Origin of the sequence: Neobacillus sp. B4I6, assembly GCF_050434045.1 — a bacterium.
Classification (GTDB): domain Bacteria; phylum Bacillota; class Bacilli; order Bacillales; family Cytobacillaceae; genus Neobacillus.
In genome coordinates, this window is record NZ_JBNPWB010000002.1 from 4,670,571 (window position 1) to 4,691,802 (window position 21,232).

The 21,232-nt window shown below is 41.3% G+C and carries 11 protein-coding genes, 10 tRNA genes and 3 rRNA genes; 3 read left to right on the forward strand and 21 right to left on the reverse strand.

The features are described from left to right. Positions 1-13 precede the first annotated feature (13 nt). From QF028_RS25335 to QF028_RS25370, 8 genes are all read right to left on the reverse strand, one after another. The gene (locus QF028_RS25335; RefSeq protein ID WP_429470023.1) at positions 14-2,242 is read right to left on the reverse strand and encodes a glycoside hydrolase family 65 protein; all 2,229 of its coding nucleotides are present in this window, start codon (positions 2,240-2,242) and stop codon (positions 14-16) included. Then, entirely contained in the window at positions 2,239-3,273 is a 1,035-nt protein-coding gene (locus QF028_RS25340; RefSeq protein ID WP_429472537.1) for a Gfo/Idh/MocA family protein, read from the reverse strand. Before QF028_RS25340 ends, QF028_RS25335 begins: the two co-directional genes overlap by 4 nt. Positions 3,274-3,289: 16 nt before the next feature. Continuing rightward, positions 3,290-4,084, reverse strand: a complete 795-nt coding sequence (locus QF028_RS25345; RefSeq protein WP_429470025.1) for a sugar phosphate isomerase/epimerase family protein — start codon at positions 4,082-4,084, stop codon at positions 3,290-3,292. Positions 4,085-4,185: 101 nt separating this feature from the next. Continuing rightward, positions 4,186-5,244 (reverse strand): zinc-dependent alcohol dehydrogenase, encoded by a 1,059-nt coding sequence (locus QF028_RS25350; protein ID WP_429470027.1) that lies wholly within the window; start codon positions 5,242-5,244, stop codon positions 4,186-4,188. Between the two features lie 34 nt (positions 5,245-5,278). Further along, positions 5,279-6,127 (reverse strand): carbohydrate ABC transporter permease, encoded by an 849-nt coding sequence (locus tag QF028_RS25355; RefSeq protein ID WP_429472539.1) that lies wholly within the window; start codon positions 6,125-6,127, stop codon positions 5,279-5,281. Then, positions 6,120-7,001, reverse strand: coding sequence for a carbohydrate ABC transporter permease (locus QF028_RS25360; protein ID WP_098935138.1), 882 nt, complete (start codon positions 6,999-7,001; stop codon positions 6,120-6,122). The genes QF028_RS25355 and QF028_RS25360 overlap by 8 nt, the downstream gene beginning before the upstream one ends. Positions 7,002-7,026: 25 nt before the next feature. After that, positions 7,027-8,325 carry an ABC transporter substrate-binding protein gene (locus QF028_RS25365; RefSeq protein WP_429470029.1) on the reverse strand — a complete coding sequence of 433 codons (1,299 nt, stop codon included), beginning with the start codon at positions 8,323-8,325 and terminating at the stop codon, positions 7,027-7,029. Positions 8,326-8,336: 11 nt separating this feature from the next. Next, on the reverse strand, positions 8,337-10,022 hold the full coding sequence (locus QF028_RS25370) for an alpha-amylase family glycosyl hydrolase (RefSeq protein ID WP_429470031.1): 1,686 nt from the start codon (positions 10,020-10,022) through the stop codon (positions 8,337-8,339). A gap of 495 nt (positions 10,023-10,517) precedes the next feature. On the opposite strand from QF028_RS25370, the gene QF028_RS25375 reads away from it, so the two are divergent. Together QF028_RS25375 and sleB are read left to right on the forward strand one after the other, a co-directional pair. After that, complete coding sequence (locus QF028_RS25375; protein WP_429470033.1) at positions 10,518-11,546, forward strand: LacI family DNA-binding transcriptional regulator; 1,029 nt, start codon at positions 10,518-10,520, stop codon at positions 11,544-11,546. 722 nt (positions 11,547-12,268) lie between these two features. Further along, complete coding sequence (gene sleB / locus QF028_RS25380) at positions 12,269-12,952, forward strand: spore cortex-lytic enzyme (RefSeq protein ID WP_429470035.1); 684 nt, start codon at positions 12,269-12,271, stop codon at positions 12,950-12,952. A 625-nt stretch (positions 12,953-13,577) separates the two neighbouring features. Here sleB and QF028_RS25385 read toward each other — a convergent pair. The 13 genes from QF028_RS25385 to QF028_RS25445 all read right to left on the reverse strand — a co-directional run bounded on the left by QF028_RS25385 (position 13,578) and on the right by QF028_RS25445 (position 19,539). Beyond that, positions 13,578-13,651 (reverse strand) — tRNA-Ile (locus QF028_RS25385). Between the two features lie 9 nt (positions 13,652-13,660). Next, a tRNA-Gly gene (locus QF028_RS25390) sits at positions 13,661-13,734 on the reverse strand. Between the two features lie 21 nt (positions 13,735-13,755). After that, positions 13,756-13,830: transfer RNA gene (locus QF028_RS25395), tRNA-Gln, on the reverse strand. Positions 13,831-13,844: 14 nt separating this feature from the next. Beyond that, positions 13,845-13,920, reverse strand: a tRNA-His gene (locus QF028_RS25400). Positions 13,921-13,962: 42 nt separating this feature from the next. Then, positions 13,963-14,039 (reverse strand) — tRNA-Asp (locus tag QF028_RS25405). 3 nt (positions 14,040-14,042) lie between these two features. Beyond that, a tRNA-Met gene (locus tag QF028_RS25410) sits at positions 14,043-14,116 on the reverse strand. A gap of 161 nt (positions 14,117-14,277) precedes the next feature. After that, positions 14,278-14,370, reverse strand: a tRNA-Ser gene (locus QF028_RS25415). A gap of 23 nt (positions 14,371-14,393) precedes the next feature. Beyond that, positions 14,394-14,470 (reverse strand) — tRNA-Met (locus QF028_RS25420). Positions 14,471-14,488: 18 nt separating this feature from the next. Continuing rightward, positions 14,489-14,564: transfer RNA gene (locus tag QF028_RS25425), tRNA-Val, on the reverse strand. Positions 14,565-14,605: 41 nt separating this feature from the next. Then, a tRNA-Glu gene (locus QF028_RS25430) sits at positions 14,606-14,680 on the reverse strand. A gap of 43 nt (positions 14,681-14,723) precedes the next feature. After that, positions 14,724-14,840 (reverse strand): 5S ribosomal RNA (gene rrf / locus QF028_RS25435). 57 nt (positions 14,841-14,897) lie between these two features. Next, positions 14,898-17,832: ribosomal RNA gene (locus QF028_RS25440) — 23S ribosomal RNA — on the reverse strand. Between the two features lie 157 nt (positions 17,833-17,989). Beyond that, positions 17,990-19,539: ribosomal RNA gene (locus QF028_RS25445) — 16S ribosomal RNA — on the reverse strand. Together the 16S, 23S and 5S rRNA genes with 10 tRNA genes alongside form the textbook arrangement of a ribosomal RNA operon. 567 nt (positions 19,540-20,106) lie before the next feature. On the opposite strand from QF028_RS25445, the gene QF028_RS25450 reads away from it, so the two are divergent. Next, complete coding sequence (locus QF028_RS25450) at positions 20,107-21,072, forward strand: LacI family DNA-binding transcriptional regulator (protein ID WP_429470037.1); 966 nt, start codon at positions 20,107-20,109, stop codon at positions 21,070-21,072. Positions 21,073-21,232: the final 160 nt, after the last annotated feature.

Below are 21,232 nucleotides of genomic sequence, written 5' to 3' on the forward strand. Positions count from 1 at the left end.
TTTTCTCCTTGATTTATGAATTCACTTCAATTCGATCAGTCAAAAGGTATTCAGTTCCGTTAATTTCTAGTAAAAGATTCGGTCCTAAATACTTTGAAACTACTACTTTCTCATGTGTCATAAAGATTTCTAACGGGCAACCCTGTATAGTTAACTTGAATTTTATTTCAGACCAACTTGCTGGTAACCTAGGATCAAGTTTCAATCGATTATTTGTTAATGAAATATTAGCAAATCCAAACATAGCTGTCAGCCAGATCGCCCCAAGTGATGCAGCATGAAGTCCTTCGTCTGAAGAGTGTGGATTGGGACCCAAATCAATTAAGCATGCCTCCTGGAAAAAGCGGTAGGCAGCATCACTTTCATGACATCTTGCAGCGACAATGGCATGAATGGCTTTACTTAACGATGAATCATGAATGGTGTGCTCTTCGTAATAACTTAAGTTTTTCGAAACAACTTCGGATTCAAATAGTTCGGGAAACAAGTACATTAACATGACAACATCTGCCTGTTTTAATATTTGCATTTCATTGACTTCTGCCCGTGAGTAATCCAATAATATCCCTTGGCTGCCCTGATTTTCTTTATAGTGGGTTAGGTCAATCTCCGGCTTACTCAAAAACGTATCATCCTGTGGAATGATTAGCTGCTCATTGGGTTTTGGTAAATACAAATGCTTTAAAAATGCTCGTCCCTGCTCCTTCAGCTGCTCATCAACTTCACCATATTTTTCCGTAAAATAAAGGGCTTGCTCCACATTGTAATATGCCATATAGTTTGTATAAGCATTATTGTCAATGTGTTCCGTATACTCATCAGGCCCGATGACATCCTTAATGGAAACCTGTCCATTCTCCAGTACTGCTCGGCTGATCCAAAACCGTGCCGTTTCTTTAAGTAGCGCTAGCCCTTCTTTTTTCATAAATTCTTCATCAAGGGTCGTTTGATAATATTGAACAACAGCATAAGCTATATCTGCGACAATGTGATGCTCGGCTAATGCAGATGCGACTTTTTGCCGTTTTCCTGTTCTGATATTAATAGCGGCAAATTCAGGTGTTTCTTCTTCCCCAGTAAACGCACTTTCCCATGGGAACAATGCTCCCTTATATCCATTTCGTGCAGCCTTTTCTTTTGCCTGCTGCAAATGTAAATATCGATAGATTAGTAGTTTCTTTGCCGTATCCGGTTCTGTATATTGATGAAACGGGTTAATAAATATCTCCGTATCCCAAAAAACATGCCCTTTGTAGCCTTCTCCAGTCAGACCCTTTGCGCCGATACTAAAACGTTCATCATGGGCTGGTGTCATAATCTCGAGATGATAAAGGGAAAAATCCATTGCTGTTTGATCAAATTTATCAGTAGATGATATGTGAATCCGTTTTTCCTGCCAAAACTCCTGCCATTTAAGCGCTGACATTTCCAGTAACGCATCGTATCCTATCGGTGAAATTTCATTTAATTCTTTGATACTCGCTGCCTCGGGGTCTTGCCCATCCACACCTTGATCAAGTGAGGTGAAAACAGTACCAAGTTTTTCAAAGATAAATGGAATGTTAACATTTAGGCCATGCTTAATGGTCGTATGGAGCTGGCGATTCTTCGCTGCAAATGAAACTTCGCTCTCAGCCGAGCATTTACAACGTGTTGCCAGCGCAATCATATGTCCCGATTCCGTCGTTTTATAAACTCCCTGCATTACTTCTTCATCAAACACACGAACTTTTTCTTCAATTAAATGCTGTTTCCCAAAATTGGTCTGCTGAGCATTAATTCCAGTTACAATTTTGATACTAGCAGTTTGATCTAAGCTCGTAACGGTCATTTTTGATGCGAATACGTGCAGGTTGTTTTTCGCGACAAAACGTTGGAAAACAAATCGAAATCGTGCCCCACCTCTGTTTTTCCACAATAACTCACGTTTTAATTCCCCTGTTGCAAGATTTAAGAAGCGTTTATAGGAAAGAATCTCCCCATTTAAAAGAGAGAAAATCTCGTTATCAATCTCGATTCTTATACCTGCCAAATCAGGCAAATTCACTAAATCTGATGGTTCGTTTTCAGCTGCTTTATTATAAATACCAGCAACATACATACCACGTGTTTGTTCAAAATAATCTTCATCATACGTAGCACGCAAGCCTAGGTAGCCATTTCCTAATGTCATTAAACTAGCAAATTTATTGATGGAATGTAAATCAAATTTATTTTCGTAGATTATTTGTTCATTTATCATAAGGATACACTTTCACCCTTTTCAGCAGATTGATATAGAGCTTCTATTAGTTGTTGGATAATGTATCCTTGTTTACCGTCTGCAACCATGACATCTTTTCCTAAACACTTATCTATAAAAGCAGACATACTTTTATGATGGCGGTCCGTGTCTGCCTCTTCTCTTGATAATAACGAGACCAACTCTCCGCTCTCATCCGTATAGATTTGGGCAGGAAACAAGGTTGCTCCTGCTTGATCTCCGCAAAACTCAACATTCATGACAGATGTCTCTTTGATATTTAAGGCAAAGGAGGTTTCTAGTTGTAAAAGTCGGCCTCCTTCTAATTCTATAAATCCAAAAAGGGAATCTTCCACCTTAAATTTCTGCGGATCCCATTCTCCCAGTGTGCCTTGGGTTTTCTTTGTTCCAATCTTTTGATACATTTTCGCCGTAACCTTCTCTATTTTCGGAAAACCAAGTACATATAAAGCGGCGTCCAACATATGTGCTCCTAAATCGATAAGAGGTCCTCCGCCTTGAATTTCTTTATCTGTAAAAGTCCCCCAGCCAGGGATTCCACAGCGTCTTAGAGCTTTTGCCTTCGTAACATAGATGTCACCAAGCACACCATTTTCAACACTTTCACGTAAAATTTTCACATCATCAGCAAATCGATGGTGAAAATTATAAGCTAGTATGCAGTCGTTTTTTTGAGCAGCAATCTGCATATCGTTTGCTTCAGCGGCAGAAATTGCAGGAGGTTTTTCACACATAACATCGCACCCAAATTCCAAGGCTCGCATCACATTTTCATAATGATACTTATTTGGCGTGCAGACACTAACAATATCCGGTTTTTCCATTACAAACATTTCAGCAGCATCTGTGTAAACACGAGGAATACCATTCCGTTCAGCAAAACTCCTTGCCCGGTCAGAGTTTGGACTAACAACCGCGACTATTTCTAGTTCTTCGCGTGCTTGATAGTTAGGAATATGCACCTTTTCCGATACTTGTCCTCCGCCGATGATTGCAACTTTCTTTTTGATCACGATTTAACCCCTCTCAAATTAATGATTCTTGAAGGTGACGTAAAGCATTAATATATTCTGCTTCCGGGTCATTGCCTCTGACACGGCATTCAATTGTTAAGAATCCGTTATAGCCGTCTTCCTTTAACTGATTAAAGTGCTTTTTGAAATCAAGCGAGCCGCTTCCAGGTTGATAACGGTGATTATCCGCCAGATGAATATGACCAACTAAATCACGATTCTGGTGCAAGGCTTCAGAAATATCATCTTCTTCAATATTCATATGATAAAAATCAGCAATGATTTTAACGTTTTTCAACTCATTTTCTTCTATATAACTTCTTGCATCTGCAAGGGTGTTTATCATATGATCTTGATAGCGATTTAATGGCTCTAAGAATATAGTTGTGCCCGTTTCTTCTGCTACTTTATCCAGGTAAATCAGGGAATCACTTACAGCTTTTCTATCACCTGCCTGGCTTCGTGGTGAAACCATTGGCGGTAAGCGGAAGGTAAACATGCCCCATGCAGCGGGAACTACGATGCCTTTTCCTCCGACTTCCTTGAGCGCTTCTAGAATTTGTTTAATTTCTGCTAAGCCGTTCAAGCGTCGCTCTTCAATAAAGTCCCCTATCCAGCCTGTATACCCACCACATGCTGTCGTAACCGGAATTCCTGTTTCCGCAATCGCTTCTTTTACTTCATCTAAATGATCGACTAAAAATTTGCCGTCTATTTCAAATCCTTCAAAGCCTACTTCTTTTAAATATCTAAACTTTTCTTTAATACCTTCAGGAAAAAACGCTTGGTTTTGTGTACCGATCTTCACAGTATCTCCTCCTACTAGTGTATGACTGAAATCCCTATCATTATCTTTGTGTATGGATTTCAGTCAGATTGTAACTGAGACGAACGCATTTAAATAAACGATTATTTTTTATATTCGATTCCCATCTTAATACTTAGCTCAGGGTGTTGGTCCACATATTCCATGTATGCTTCTGCACTGTTTTCAAAAGTAACGATTGGTTGAATAATATCTTCACAATTAAGATAACCGTTCATTAACAATTCCCAGCATGTATCTTCAATTCGCTTACGATTCCAGCGAGGATAATCAGGATTAGGTTCACTAGCAGCACGTGAGAAGACAATTTTGGCATTGTTAAAATGAGCTTCACGGCCAAAGTTTAATCCTGCAGGGAATGGTTTTCCAAAAGCGACATAAGAAATGATTCCGCCATAGGCAATTCCTTTTAATGCATCCTGAAGCGCTGCAGAATTTCCACTTGTTTCAATAATGGAGTCAGCCCCCATTTTATTTGTTAGCTTTTTCACTTCATATCCTACATCACAAGATGTAGGGTCGAAACAAACATCCGCACCATTGCGAAGAGCTATTTCACAGCGATGTTCAATAGGGTCAACCCCCACAACAATACTCGCTCCCGCTTTCTTCGCTAGTTGAATGGCGATTTGACCGATTGCTCCTAATCCTACAATCACAACAACATCACCGGCACGAACCTGGGCATCACGCACACCGCTCAAAGCAAATTGTGCAGGGTCATAGCAAACGGCATTTTGCCATTTTGCTCCCTCAGGCATTTTGCGTAATCTATGATTATTTACAGCATTGACAATAACAGTCTCCATAATCGGTCCATACGTACATACCGTTTCGCCAATTTGATACTCTGTTACATCACTGCCAATTTCAACAATCTTACCAACTATCATGTTACCAAGCTGAAATTCACCAAACACGATTCCAGGTGCTGAACCCTCTTCTCGAGGCATGAACATGCGCCATTCTTCATTAAAATTCTCACCCATAAAAGGGGTTTGACCACGGAAGTCGATTACTTCAGTACCGTGTTTAGGTGCAGCAAAATCAACATCAATTTTCACTTCATTTGGTTGTACATGGCGATCTTCATATTCTACTAATTCTGCTTTTCTTGGTTCTACAGCTACTAGCTTTTTCATGATTACATTACTTCCTCTCGTCTTTTCAAGTTTATTAACCTTTGACCCCGCCTGCTGTTGCATCTCCCTTAATAAAGCGCTCAGAAATGGCATACATAATAACAACTGGTAATGCTGTTACGAGCGATGCTGCCATCATTCGTCCCCAAACATAATCTGGTGTACTGAACAGTGCATTTAATCCAATGGGTAAAGTGAAATTGGCTGAATTGGATAAGAAAATGGATGCAAACAAATAGTCATTCCATCCAATCATAAAGGCATATACAAATACCGAAATGATACCGGAAAGAGATAATGGGATAATGATATGAAAAATAATCTGAACACGGTTTAATCCGTCAATCATCGCGGCTTCTTCTAAGTCAACTGGAATGGTATCAAAGTAACTTTTTAACATGAAGATAGCAGTTGGTAATGTTTGCACAATCATCGTAATGATTAGAGAAGTTTTTGTATCATATAAACCTAATCCTGAAATGATTTTAAATAAAGGCACGACAAGCAAAATACCTGAAAACATATAAACTGTGTAAAAGCTGGCATTAATCGTAACTCTGCCTTTAAAGTTTAGTTTTGAAAGAGCATATGCTCCAAAGATACCAATGGCAACCGAAAGTATCGATGCAGTTAGAGACACGACTAAACTATTATTAAAATAGGAAAGATATGGGAAGATATCCGGATTGAAGATATCGAGATAATGCTGTAATGTCCATTCTTTTGGAAGGAATGTCGGATTTGTGGAAACAGCTTCCTTCGAACTTTTAAAGGATGTCATCAACATAATGAAAAATGGAAACAGACACAAAGTTAAAATTGCTATAAGGGCCGTGTAAAACCCTGCCGTTTTTGCTACTTTGTTCTTTTTACTGCTAGCCATTGCCATTTAAATTCACCCGCTTTCTTGCAATCATAATGACAATAAAGAGAATAATGAACAATATCACGGAAATTGATGCTGCTTTGCCTAAATCGTTAAACGCAAAAGCTGTTTTATACAAGTAAATTCCGAGAATATCTACTTTGTTTGTTAAAAGGTATACATCTGTGAACATATAGAACATCCAGATTGAACGTAGTGTTATTACAGTTAACAAGACTGGCATGATTGCAGGTAACGTTACAATTTTGAATTTCCCCCAAGCACTGGCTCCATCAATTTCAGCCGCTTCATACAAAGTAGAATCAATGGTTTGAAGGATAGCCAAAAACGAAATGAAAGCGTACGGGAAGTATCTCCAAATCGCAAAAAGCGATACTAAGAAAAAGCTGCTAATCGGGTTGTCAAACCAGAGAGGTGCCTGATCAAACAGGTGTAAAACGTCATCTCCCAAATAATTAACAACACCATAGCCGTTATTAAACATATATTTCCACGCAAAAACTAATGAAATCGATGGTGTTACATAGGACAAAATGATTAAAGATCGAGCAGTTTTACGAAATTTAAAGGGACGATTAAAGAAAATTGCAATCCCTAATCCAACTGCCGTGCTGCCTCCCACTGTAAGCAGCATATACAAAAGAGTAATCCCTAATGATTTAAAAAACTCAGCATCTGTAAGGATATCTATATAGTTTTTTAATCCTACAAAAGTGGCGCTTAATCTCGGATTAATGGGTTGATCAAAGAAACTGATTTGAATATTTGCCACCATTGGATATGCAACTAGCAATAGAAGCAAGAAGATACTTGGAAAAAGTAAAGCTAATGCCAATTTAATATCCGTTTTTTTTCTTATATTCGTTTTCATGTTACCCTCCCTTTGGAGAACTAATTTATTCTTTCTTTAAAACATCTTCGAGTGTTTTTTCAGCTTTTTTCATTTCACTATTGATTTCTTTTTTGCCAACCGTGATATTGTTAACTAATTTAGGAATAGCTCCTGAACTAGTTACATCACCCATTTTCAAGAAATTTTTACTATCTACTAAACCAAATACTTGAATGTCATTAAAAGATGCAGCAATTTCAGATGATAGATCACCAAAGGCTTTTACAACTTCATTTGCCTGATAGTTTTCATTTTCAGTTACGAGTTTGCTTACTGGTTGAGCGCCCCCTGGCGACATTAGAACCCATTTTGTCATGTTTTCAGGTTTTGACATGAACGCAACAAATTTACTAGCAGCTTCTTTTTGGTCTTTTTCTAAAAAAGAAGCAATAGTTAAAGCAGAAACAGTTCCGAAAACAGCCTTTGTCTTTTCACTTGGAATAGAAAATCCAATATTTTGGGCATTTCCTTCTTCAAATACAGGAGGAAGAATATAAGTTGAATAAATCGCCATTGGCGCCGTACCGTTCATGAAAGCATCTTTTACTTCCGTGGTATCATTAGATCCAGGCATCGTGTACTGAGACAATTTTTTATAATAAGTTAATGCCTCTTTCATTTCTGGTGTATTCATATTTAACTTACCTTTGTTGTCTAACACATTCGCATTATTTGAAAGTGCAAATTGTGAAAAGGCTTGTTCAGAGAATCCACCTTCTACTGTCGGCATGGCAATACCATATTTTTTATTTTCTTTATCCGTAAATGCTTTAGCAATTGTGATTACATCATCCCAATTTTTTGGTTCCTCAAATCCTTTAGCTGCAAGCATTTCTTTGTTGTACCAGATGCCTTGAACCCAGCCGCTGATTGGAACACCTGTATAGCTTTTTCCATTTTCCGTACTCATTAACTTCAAGGCACCATCATAGTAATTCTCTTTACCAACTTGAGTAATAATCTCTTTAACGGCATCTTTATCAATCAGTACCTCTTTATCCATTACTTTTGCATAATCCTGTCCTACTTCGAGTACAGTTGGAAGTTTACCTGCACTTGCTAATGTAATAATTTTAGTATTATAAGAATCTTCTTCTACAGGAATTTGTTTAATTTTTATATCTGGATTTTCCTTTTCGAATGTTGCAACCAATTCGTTAATTACAGCCAAACGCTCTTGTTCAACAGAGGAGTGCATAAATTCGATTGTAGTTTTTCCATCCGCATTCTGATTACTGCCACATGCAGTTAATGCAAAAGCTACTAACAAAATGATTGCTAGACTTAAGCCCTTTTTAAACAAACTAATTCCCCCTAGTCAATTGGTCTTAACCACATGAATTCATATGGGTTTAACATTAAATCTTCATGAAATTCCACTTTATCGCCATTAACAATATTTATAAATCTACCGGTTATTTCACACTTAACCGTTTCATTTGTTAGATTGTTTACTACTAAAAGGCTATCATCATGTTGATTTACCCTTTTAAAAGCAAACACTTTCTCTCCAAAATCGATGACTTCCATTGCTGCATTTGGATGGAAAAGGGTTTCGTTTTTACGAGATTGAAGAATTTTTGTTAACTCAGAAAAAACTTTGTATCGTAAAGAATCTGTATTGGCTAATTCTTTCTCAATCTCTGTTAAGTTGTATTTTTGTCGATTAATAGAGCGGTTCATTCCTGTTTTTGAAACACCGTCATAGTCATTTCTAGATCCTAGGACGCTTTGAATATAAACAGCTGGTACACCAGGAAGAGTTAATAGAATAGAATGAGCGACTAAAAATCTTTTTACTCTGATCTCATCATCACCCGATTGCTTATTTAATGCATCCATGTAAGTGACGTTAATTTCGTATGGGCTTTCACTTCCATCAGGGTTTTTCTTGTAGTTGACCAAGGCCCCTTCTTTCTTTAAATCCTCTACCATCGCTAAAATTTCTTCTTCTGGAATAATGCCGCGAATCGGATTCAATCCAATTCCATCATGGGAAGCTAGGAAGTTAAAAAATGTTGTTTCCTTCTCCGTTTGCGGCAGCTCGCTCGCCCATTTAGTGAGTGCCACTCCATTTCCATTGTGCAGGGCATTCAGCACTAATGGCGGCAGTGGAAACTGATAGACCATATGAGCCTCATCATCGCCATTTCCAAAATAGGCCACGTTATCTTTATGGGGTACATTGGTTTCTGTTATGATAACCGTTCCTTTAGCTGCTTCATCTACAACATCCCGGAACAGTTTAACAATCTCATGTGTCTTTTCATGATGGATACAAGTTGTCCCAACCTCTTTCCACATAAATCCAATTGCATCTAAACGAATATATTCTGCCCCTTGCTCTAAATAAAATAGCAAAACGTCGATCATTTTTAATAGAACTTGTGGATTACTAAAATTCAAATCGATTTGGTCCTCACTGAATGTTGTCCATATATGTTTTTCCTCGCCGTTTTCCAATTTAAATTTTGTTAATAAAGGTAGGGCCCTAGGTCTGGTAACTGCGCTTAGGTCAACGGTTGGATCCATTTCAACGAAAAAATTCTCATATTCAGGGTGACCATTTAAGTATTCTTGGAACCAGTCACTTTTTGCCGAAATATGATTGCAAACATCATCAAACATAATTCTTGCTGATTTGGATAAATTCTCAACTTGTTCCCAATTACCGAGGATTGGATTTACTTTTTTATAATCAATGACAGAAAAGCCATCGTCTGATGAATAAGGATAAAAAGGTAACACATGAACAATTTCAAATTTGTCTGCTAGATATTGGTCGAACATTTTCTTGAAAGTATCTAAAGTGGGGTTATTATCTTCATAGAATTGATCGCCATAAGTAATTAATACTAGATCTTTTTCATCCCAATTTTGTTTTCTTAGCTTAAGTGATTTTGATTTTGTTTTTGCAATACGTTCCTTTATGCTTTCCCATATTGGTTCAATATCTTGATTTTCATAGATAAATGAAAGTCTTTCTTTGATTTTCTTCATGGTTTCCTCCTTTGTGGTACCGCTCCCATCAAGGATAAAAAAATATTATTTCATTGAATAATATTCCCATGGTACCGCTCCCATAAAAGGTAAAAAAATATATTTTTATTTGATTGATATTCCTATGGTACCGCACTATTTTAAAGAGATATATTTTTTTTAAAAATAATTTCATGGTACCGCTCCCACGACGTTAATATAATATAGAAAACGTTTTCTGTCAACACTAATACTTCTGTTTTTTCAATATCTGAGGGTGTCTCTTGTACGATACTATTAATATTGTAATCACCAATAACTTTCTATTGCTACATTTGTCAATCATCAATATAATGAATCCTATATTGCTCCCACAAATGCAAACGTATTCATTATAAGCTATGATAGCTGCTTGATTATTTCTGGCACGCAGCCATTAAAATAACTATTCCAGATAAATTTTTTACTATCTATTTTAACTTAGACATTCACAATATTTACAGAGGGGGTGAGATATTGGTTCACACAATTTATGATATAGCTCGTGTTGCAAATGTTTCGAAGTCTACAGTATCTCGTGTCCTTAATAACCAAAGTAATATTTCTGAGGAAGCTCGGGAACGTGTATTAAAAGCAATTGAAGAATTAAATTACCAGCCTAGCAAATTGGCCCGTGCTCTTTCTTCAGGTTTTGATGCCATAATGGTTGTTTCACGTTCTGCCAAAACAACCACTAACAATCCTTTTTTCTCTGAGATTATACACAGAATTTCTTCAAATGCAGAGGAAGAAAATTTTGACGTAATTATACAGACATCGAGAAACAGTAAAGATGAACTTGAAAAATGCATCTCTAAAATAAAGGAAAAAATGATAAAAGGAATTATTATGTTAAGTTCTCCAGCAAATGAGGACTTTTTCAAACAATTAGATGTTTTTAACATTCCAATTGTTGTGATCGGAAAAGTAGACGGGGAATATACCAATATTTATTCTGTGGACACGAATAACTACCAAGATAGTTATAATTTAACTAAATTTTTAATTGAGCAAGGACATAGAGATATTGCTTGTCTACACTCACCACTTGACTATCATGTCTCAATCGATCGATTAGAAGGATATAAAGACTGTTTAAAAGATTTTAGCATACCATTAAAAGAAGAATGGATCATTAATAGTGGCTACACAGTAAATACTGCATACGAATCAGCTACGAGCCTGCTTCTTTCTCCTAACCGACCTTCTGCTGTTTTTGCGACAGACGATTTAAAGGTATTGAGTCTTTATAAATCGTCGTCAGATCATGGTATTTCTATTCCAGACGAAATATCCATAGTTGGGTACAGTAATTCAAGCATTTCAGCATTTTTGTCGCCCTCATTGACTAGTATAGAAATTCCGGTTAAAGAATTAGGAGACGCTGGTACCACACTCCTATTTGCAAAAATTAAAGGAATTACAAGTAAACATAATCAAAAAATTGTCCCCACAGAAATGATTATTAAGAGCTCTGTTGCAAAAGTTCTAGAAAAGAACGACTAAGTAAAAATTATTTGTTTACCTTATACTTTGAGTCAACGGACACCGAACCGTTGGCTTTTTGCTATTTCTCGCTTTCCAGAGCAGGACCCTTTTAGTGGTCTGGTCTGGGGTTGGATTTTTCAGAAGGGCATTTTATTGTCTATACTCAAGCGTTGAATTTTTCAAATATCGCTAAACTTGAGGGTGGTTCTTCCTTGCAACAGCCCTCACCCATCTTTATTGGGGAAGCGAAGGGAAAAACGATTCATGCTGCCATTAGTAAATTAGAACAAAACGCTGCTCTCCCACTCTACTATGGGCATGTTTCCACCCTCCTCTTAAGAAAAAGTATCATCAAGGAGAAAATGAAGTCAGTCATCGAATTTATGGGACAGAATCCCTATCTAAGATACAATTGCTGGATTTTTGGGGCAGATCAGGATATAAAAGAAATTTTTTTAGGGGGGAGTTTTTTTAATTTCCCGTCGATATATACCATAATCCATGACCCCCAGCCCCTTTCTAAAAAAAATTATATAATGCCTATACTAAAATATAACAACTTCATTTCTACCTATTACCAGCCGTTGGTACTAATATCATTCCTTCCATCAAAATAAAGGATGACTTTTTTATAGAAGATAAGAAAAATAAAAGTGAAAAATATATCCAAATAGGAATTAATGTCGTTAGGAGGTCATGTATGAAGGAAAGAGTTTTCTTCAAGGATAGCACTAATTATTATGTTTGTATTTGTTGTGTTAGTAACCACTAGCGAACAAAGTAAGGACGTTCTAGCTTTCTCCAACCAAGTATTGCAAAGAGGTTCCACTGGCGATGACGTGATTGAGTTGCAGTCACGGCTCAAATATAACGGTTTTTATACGAGTGAGGTAGACGGTGTATTTGGCTGGAATACTTACTGGGCCGTACGCAATTTTCAAGATCAATTCGGTCTGCCTGTTGATGGTGTTGTCGGGGCAAAAACAAAAGCAGCTATTGTTAAAGCGACTAAGTATGAGCCAGGATCATCAGGTAATAATAACAATTCCGCTAATGTACCTAACGGTTATTCTCAAAATGATATTCAATTGATGTCAAACGCAGTATACGGGGAATCACGCGGAGAGGAATACATGGGTCAAGTTGCTGTTGCAGCAGTTATTTTGAACCGAGTCAGCCATTCATCATTTCCAAATACGGTTGCGGGTGTCATCTATCAACCGGGGGCCTTTACTGCAGTGACGGATGGACAGATCAATTTAACCCCAAATGCCACTGCCAAGAAAGCCGTTTTAGATGCCATTAATGGCTGGGATCCTAGTGGTGAGGCGATATACTATTTTAATCCTGATACCGCGACAAGTGGTTGGATATGGAGTCGACCACAAATTAAAAAAATTGGTAAACATATATTTTGTAAATAGTTTTGTAGGTATATAAATAAAATTCTGTTTTCATAAACTATATTGTTTATGGCTTATGAAAGACAAATTTCTTGTTCCTGCCGTGAGTTTTGTCCTTCATGGAGCTTACGAAAGACAAATCTCTTGCTCCCCCAACGAGTTTTGTACTTCATGGAGCTTACGAAAGACAAATCTCTTGCTCCTCCAACGAGTTTTGTCCTTCATAGTGCTTACGAAAGACAAATCTCTTGCTCCTCCAACGGGTTTTGTACTTCATGGAGCTTACGAAAGACAAATCTCTTGCTCCCCCAACGAGTTTTGTCCTTCATAAGGCTTACGAAAGACAAATCTCTTGCTTCTCCAACGAGTTTTGTCCTTCATAGTGCTTACGAAAGACAAATCTCTTGCTCCTCCTCGAGTTTTGTCCTCCATAGAGCTTACAAAAGACAAATCTCTTGTGCCCGTGGCGAGACCCTTTGTCTTTTATACCGCTTAGTTGACCGATCACTAAAAAAGGTGATTTGATCATAAGAAAAAGGGATTTAAGATAACGATAAAAAACAACAATTTCTCAGAAAAATGCCATAAAAAAAGACTTGAAAGCTTTAAACAGCATTCAAGTCTTTTTGGTTGTATGTATAAATGATGGGCCTAAATGGACTCGAACCATCGACCTCACGCTTATCAGGCGTGCGCTCTAACCAGCTGAGCTATAGGCCCAAATTGAATTGGAGCGGGTGAAGAGAATCGAACTCTCATCATCAGCTTGGAAGGCTGAGGTTTTACCACTAAACTACACCCGCGTTGAAAAAAAATAAGCAAAATGGCTGGGCTAGCTGGATTTGAACCAACGCATGTCGCAGTCAAAGTGCGATGCCTTACCGCTTGGCTATAGCCCAATATTAAAAATAAATGGGGCGACTGATGGGAATCGAACCCACGAATGCCTGAACCACAATCAGGTGCGTTAACCACTTCGCCACAATCGCCAAAATCTATAAATTAATAGCAGGTACCCTACTAGAAAAAAATGGCGGTCCGGACGGGACTCGAACCCGCGACCTCCTGCGTGACAGGCAGGCATTCTAACCAACTGAACTACCGGACCATATTGCGGGGACAGGATTTGAACCTGCGACCTTCGGGTTATGAGCCCGACGAGCTACCGGACTGCTCCACCCCGCGACAATAGAAATTATATAGTTTTGTCCATGCTCAATGTTCCATGGACTGTATCAATCTCAGTAAGCATATGCAAGCAGCAGCTCGATTGATACAACTCGCAGATTATTCATGAAGCAATGCTTGTTGCTCCACCCCGCGACAATAGAAATAAAGTAATACTATGGAGGAGGAAGAGGGATTTGAACCCCCGCGCGGTATGACCCGCCTGTCGGTTTTCAAGACCGATCCCTTCAGCCAAACTTGGGTATTCCTCCAGATAAAAATAAGCAGAAACATTTGGTAGCGGCGAAGGGAGTCGAACCCCCGACCTTTCGGGTATGAACCGAACGCTCTAGCCAGCTGAGCTACACCGCCAAAAAACAAATATTATAATGGTGGAGGATGACGGGCTCGAACCGCCGACCCTCTGCTTGTAAGGCAGATGCTCTCCCAGCTGAGCTAATCCTCCACTATATTGGAAGTTACTTTACGCAAACTCGTAAAAAACTTTGGTGACCCCTACGGGACTCGAACCCGTGTTACCTCCGTGAAAGGGAGGTGTCTTAACCGCTTGACCAAGGGGCCATCTATTAATATTAAGCAAAAATAATAGCCCCAATTAGGGCTAGCCCGGCAGCGTCCTACTCTCACAGGGACGCGTGTCCCAACTACCATCGGCGCTGAGAAGCTTAACTTCCGTGTTCGGTATGGGAACGGGTGTGACCTTCTCGCCATTACTGCCAGACTATATGAGGGTTTCATTCCCTCAAAACTAGATAACTGACAATCATCATATAAAATTTTGGTTAAGTCCTCGAACGATTAGTATCAGTCAGCTCCACATGTTACCACGCTTCCACCTCTGACCTATCAACCTGATCATCTTTCAGGGTTCTTACTAGCTTGCGCTATGGGAAATCTCATCTTGAGGGGGGCTTCATGCTTAGATGCTTTCAGCACTTATCCCGTCCGCACATAGCTACCCAGCGATGCCCTTGGCAGAACAACTGGTACACCAGCGGTGCGTCCATCCCGGTCCTCTCGTACTAAGGACAGCTCCTCTCAAATTTCCTGCGCCCACGACGGATAGGGACCGAACTGTCTCACGACGTTCTGAACCCAGCTCGCGTACCGCTTTAATGGGCGAACAGCCCAACCCTTGGGACCGACTACAGCCCCAGGATGCGATGAGCCGACATCGAGGTGCCAAACCTCCCCGTCGATGTGGACTCTTGGGGGAGATAAGCCTGTTATCCCCGGGGTAGCTTTTATCCGTTGAGCGATGGCCCTTCCATGCGGAACCACCGGATCACTAAGCCCGACTTTCGTCCCTGCTCGACTTGTAGGTCTCGCAGTCAAGCTCCCTTGTGCCTTTACACTCTGCGAATGATTTCCAACCATTCTGAGGGAACCTTTGGGCGCCTCCGTTACTCTTTAGGAGGCGACCGCCCCAGTCAAACTGCCCACCTGACACTGTCTCCCACCCCGATCAGGGGTGCGGGTTAGAATTTCAATACAGCCAGGGTAGTATCCCACCGACGCCTCCACCGAAGCTAGCGCTCCGGCTTCTCAGGCTCCTACCTATCCTGTACAAGCTGTACCAAAATTCAATATCAGGCTACAGTAAAGCTCCACGGGGTCTTTCCGTCCTGTCGCGGGTAACCTGCATCTTCACAGGTACTATAATTTCACCGAGTCTCTCGTTGAGACAGTGCCCAGATCGTTACGCCTTTCGTGCGGGTCGGAACTTACCCGACAAGGAATTTCGCTACCTTAGGACCGTTATAGTTACGGCCGCCGTTTACTGGGGCTTCGATTCAGAGCTTCGCGTGAGCTAACCCCTCCTCTTAACCTTCCAGCACCGGGCAGGCGTCAGCCCCTATACTTCGCCTTGCGGCTTCGCAGAGACCTGTGTTTTTGCTAAACAGTCGCCTGGGCCTATTCACTGCGGCTCTTCGAGGCTATTCACCTCAAAAAGCACCCCTTCTCCCGAAGTTACGGGGTCATTTTGCCGAGTTCCTTAACGAGAGTTCTCTCGCTCACCTTAGGATTCTCTCCTCGCCTACCTGTGTCGGTTTGCGGTACGGGCACCTTTTATCTCGCTAGAGGCTTTTCTTGGCAGTGTGGAATCAGGAACTTCGGTACTAAATTTCCCTCGCTATCACAGCTCAGCCTTCGCGAGAAGCGGATTTGCCTACTTCTCAGCCTAACTGCTTAGACGCGCATATCCAACAGCGCGCTTACCCTATCCTCCTGCGTCCCCCCATTGCTCAAACGATAAAGAGGTGGTACAGGAATATCAACCTGTTGTCCATCGCCTACGCCTTTCGGCCTCGGCTTAGGTCCCGACTAACCCTGAGCGGACGAGCCTTCCTCAGGAAACCTTAGGCATTCGGTGGATGAGATTCTCACTCATCTTTCGCTACTCATACCGGCATTCTCACTTCTAAGCGCTCCACCAGTCCTTACGGTCTAGCTTCAACGCCCTTAGAACGCTCTCCTACCACTGACATCTAAGATGTCAATCCACAGCTTCGGTGATACGTTTAGCCCCGGTACATTTTCGGCGCAGAGTCATTCGACCAGTGAGCTATTACGCACTCTTTAAATGGTGGCTGCTTCTAAGCCAACATCCTGGTTGTCTAAACAACTCCACATCCTTTTCCACTTAACGTATACTTTGGGACCTTAGCTGGTGGTCTGGGCTGTTTCCCTTTTGACTACGGATCTTATCACTCGCAGTCTGACTCCCACGGATAAGTCTTTGGCATTCGGAGTTTGTCTGAATTCGGTAACCCGATGAGGGCCCCTAGTCCAAACAGTGCTCTACCTCCAAGACTCTTACTACGTGAGGCTAGCCCTAAAGCTATTTCGGAGAGAACCAGCTATCTCCAAGTTCGATTGGAATTTCTCCGCTACCCACACCTCATCCCCGCACTTTTCAACGTGCGTGGGTTCGGGCCTCCATCCAGTGTTACCTGGACTTCACCCTGGACATGGGTAGATCACCTGGTTTCGGGTCTACGACCACATACTCATACGCCCTATTCAGACTCGCTTTCGCTGCGGCTCCGTCTTTTCAACTTAACCTTGCATGGGATCGTAACTCGCCGGTTCATTCTACAAAAGGCACGCTATCACCCATTAACGGGCTCTAACTACTTGTAGGCACACGGTTTCAGGAACTATTTCACTCCCCTTCCGGGGTGCTTTTCACCTTTCCCTCACGGTACTGGTTCACTATCGGTCACTAGGGAGTATTTAGCCTTGGGAGATGGTCCTCCCTGCTTCCGACCGGATTTCTCGTGTCCGGCCGTACTCAGGATCCACTCAGGAGGGAACGAAGTTTCGACTACAGGGTTTTTACCTTCTATGACGGACCTTTCCAGATCGCTTCATCTACCCCGTTCCTTTGTAACTCCATGTTGAGTGTCCTACAACCCCAAGAGGCAAGCCTCTTGGTTTGGGCTATGTCCCGTTTCGCTCGCCGCTACTCAGGGAATCGCGTTTGCTTTCTCTTCCTCCGGGTACTTAGATGTTTCAGTTCCCCGGGTATGCCTTCAATACCCTATGTATTCAGGTAAAGATACTGTTCCATTACGAACAGTGGGTTCCCCCATTCGGAAATCTCCGGATCAAAGCTTACTTACAGCTCCCCGAAGCATATCGGTGTTAGTCCCGTCCTTCATCGGCTCCTAGTGCCAAGGCATTCACCGTGCGCCCTTTCTAACTTAACCGAAGTTAATTAGTAAAAGAACTTACTTGTTTATATGATGTCTTGTCAATTGCTATCTAGTTTTCAAGGAACAAGTTTCGAGAGATAATTCTCTCAAAACTAAACAAAAACAGAAACGTCATTTTAATGAAGTATCTAGTACCTCATATTATCCTTAGAAAGGAGGTGATCCAGCCGCACCTTCCGATACGGCTACCTTGTTACGACTTCACCCCAATCATCTGTCCCACCTTAGGCGGCTGGCTCCTTACGGTTACCCCACCGACTTCGGGTGTTACAAACTCTCGTGGTGTGACGGGCGGTGTGTACAAGGCCCGGGAACGTATTCACCGCGGCATGCTGATCCGCGATTACTAGCGATTCCGGCTTCATGCAGGCGAGTTGCAGCCTGCAATCCGAACTGAGAATGGTTTTATGGGATTGGCTAAACCTCGCGGTCTTGCAGCCCTTTGTACCATCCATTGTAGCACGTGTGTAGCCCAGGTCATAAGGGGCATGATGATTTGACGTCATCCCCACCTTCCTCCGGTTTGTCACCGGCAGTCACCTTAGAGTGCCCAACTGAATGCTGGCAACTAAGATCAAGGGTTGCGCTCGTTGCGGGACTTAACCCAACATCTCACGACACGAGCTGACGACAACCATGCACCACCTGTCACTCTGTCCCCCGAAGGGGAAATTCCTATCTCTAGGAGTGTCAGAGGATGTCAAGACCTGGTAAGGTTCTTCGCGTTGCTTCGAATTAAACCACATGCTCCACCGCTTGTGCGGGCCCCCGTCAATTCCTTTGAGTTTCAGCCTTGCGGCCGTACTCCCCAGGCGGAGTGCTTAATGCGTTAGCTGCAGCACTAAGGGGCGGAAACCCCCTAACACTTAGCACTCATCGTTTACGGCGTGGACTACCAGGGTATCTAATCCTGTTTGCTCCCCACGCTTTCGCGCCTCAGCGTCAGTTACAGACCAGAAAGCCGCCTTCGCCACTGGTGTTCCTCCACATCTCTACGCATTTCACCGCTACACGTGGAATTCCGCTTTCCTCTTCTGCACTCAAGTCCCCCAGTTTCCAATGACCCTCCACGGTTGAGCCGTGGGCTTTCACATCAGACTTAAAGGACCGCCTGCGCGCGCTTTACGCCCAATAATTCCGGACAACGCTTGCCACCTACGTATTACCGCGGCTGCTGGCACGTAGTTAGCCGTGGCTTTCTGGTTAGGTACCGTCAAGGTACCGGCAGTTACTCCGGTACTTGTTCTTCCCTAACAACAGAGCTTTACGACCCGAAGGCCTTCATCGCTCACGCGGCGTTGCTCCATCAGACTTTCGTCCATTGTGGAAGATTCCCTACTGCTGCCTCCCGTAGGAGTCTGGGCCGTGTCTCAGTCCCAGTGTGGCCGATCACCCTCTCAGGTCGGCTACGCATCGTCGCCTTGGTGAGCCGTTACCTCACCAACTAGCTAATGCGCCGCGGGCCCATCTGTAAGTGTCAGCCGAAACCGACTTTCAGCTTTTCCTCATGAGAGGAAAAGGATTATCCGGTATTAGCACCGGTTTCCCGGTGTTATCCCAGTCTTACAGGCAGGTTGCCCACGTGTTACTCACCCGTCCGCCGCTAATCAACAGGAGCAAGCTCCTATTGATTCGCTCGACTTGCATGTATTAGGCACGCCGCCAGCGTTCGTCCTGAGCCAGGATCAAACTCTCCAAGAAAGTTGATTCGCTCATTTTGTTACGTTGGCTTAGTTTCACTTTCTGACGAAAGATTCACTAATAAAAAATTTGTTGACGTTTCTGCTTTGTTTAGTTTTCAAAGAACTATTTTGTGACAGAATAACATTGTATCATCTCGCCTCAATAAAGTCAAACATTATTTTTAAATTATATTATTTGAATCAGTGAGGTTACTATCATATCAATCAATATCATTGTTGTCAACTGGTGAAGGATTATTTTTTCAAGGGATATCATATCCTCTCTCGCAATGCCCTCATCAGATTTACTATATTACTATCGTATCCTTCCAAAGTCAACTACTATTCTACTAAAAATCTAATTAATTATTTAGATCACGAAAATACCACTTCCCTGTTACTTAGTCGATTAGCATTTAGCTAATCAGGTGTCAGGTACCTTTCGTTATTATATTGATTCCATCAATGCACTTGTTGTCGTCCACTGATACTACAAAACATCCTGGTTATATTATACAATTATGCAAAGATTAATTGAAAAACGCGGGATTGCAATGGTGTCAGGCACCGCTAAGGAAGGTACAGTATGACAAACATTAAAGATGTGGCGAAGATGGCAGGGGTATCTGTCACAACTGTTTCTCGAGTGTTAAATAATCATCCTTATGTAAGTAATGAAAAAAGGGATGCCGTATTAGAAGCGATCAGACAGAGTAATTACCAGCAAAATATGAATGCCGTCCATTTAAGTATGGGGAAAACCTTTCTTGTAGGTGTGGTTGTTCCTTTTATCGATCACCCTTACTTTGCACTATTAATTAAAGGGATAGCGAATGAAGCGTTACAAAACAACTACAAGTTGGTTTTATTTCAGACCAACTACGTAGAGAGCAGGGAATTAGAAGCCCTGCAAATGCTCAAACAAAAGCAGATTGATGCGCTAATTATTTGTTCTAGAAAGTGTGCGTGGTCGACAATCGAAGCGTATTTACCTTTTGGACCCATTGTTTTGTGTGAAGATACTAGAGGAGAAAAAGTATCTTCGATATTTGTGGATCATTATAAAAGTTTCATGTTTGCTTTAGATTACTTGCACCAAAAAGGTCATCACAAAATTGGTTACTGCATTGGACGTAAATCAGGTACGAATAGTAGAAACAGGGAATTAGCGTATAAGCATTTTATCAAGAACTATCATTTGCCTTTTAACCCTGCCTATATTTTTGAGGATTGCCTTCACTTTGAGGATGGAGAAAAGGTAATAAATCGGATTAAACAAATGTCTAATCCTCCGACAGCATTGCTAGTGACGAGCGATGAGGTCGCAGCAGGGATTGTAACCTGTGCGCAAAATTTAGATGTTAGGATACCAGACGACCTCGCACTAATTGGTTTCAATAATCAGCCCATTGCTAAAATGATGAATATCACCACACTTGAAATCCCCCTTGAGGATATGGGCCGGAAACTATTTTTACAAGGAATCATCAAAAATGAAGCGATTGCACAAAATGAAATTCCCGTGAAATTAATTGAGCGAAAAACGGTATAATCTCAAGCATCACTTGTCCTCTCCCTTCGAATTCTTACATTAAAGGAACTGCTAAAACAGAATTTTTTTTACAAACCACTTGACCTGAAACGCGTTTCATAAAATATTCTGTTTTTGCAGGAACTCACAACACGATGCCGGCGTGATCGGAATCCTCTGA

Excerpts from the sequence above, each read along its gene's own strand:
- QF028_RS25335 (WP_429470023.1), bottom strand. The coding sequence starts at position 2,242 with ATGATAAATGAACAAATAATCTACGAAAATAAATTTGATTTACATTCC.
- QF028_RS25350 (WP_429470027.1), bottom strand. The coding sequence starts at position 5,244 with ATGAAAAAGCTAGTAGCTGTAGAACCAAGAAAAGCAGAATTAGTAGAA.
- QF028_RS25355 (WP_429472539.1), bottom strand. The coding sequence starts at position 6,127 with ATGGCTAGCAGTAAAAAGAACAAAGTAGCAAAAACGGCAGGGTTTTAC.
- QF028_RS25360 (WP_098935138.1), bottom strand. The coding sequence starts at position 7,001 with ATGAAAACGAATATAAGAAAAAAAACGGATATTAAATTGGCATTAGCT.
- QF028_RS25370 (WP_429470031.1), bottom strand. The coding sequence starts at position 10,022 with ATGAAGAAAATCAAAGAAAGACTTTCATTTATCTATGAAAATCAAGAT.
- sleB (WP_429470035.1), top strand. The coding sequence starts at position 12,269 with ATGTTTGTATTTGTTGTGTTAGTAACCACTAGCGAACAAAGTAAGGAC.
- QF028_RS25450 (WP_429470037.1), top strand. The coding sequence starts at position 20,107 with ATGACAAACATTAAAGATGTGGCGAAGATGGCAGGGGTATCTGTCACA.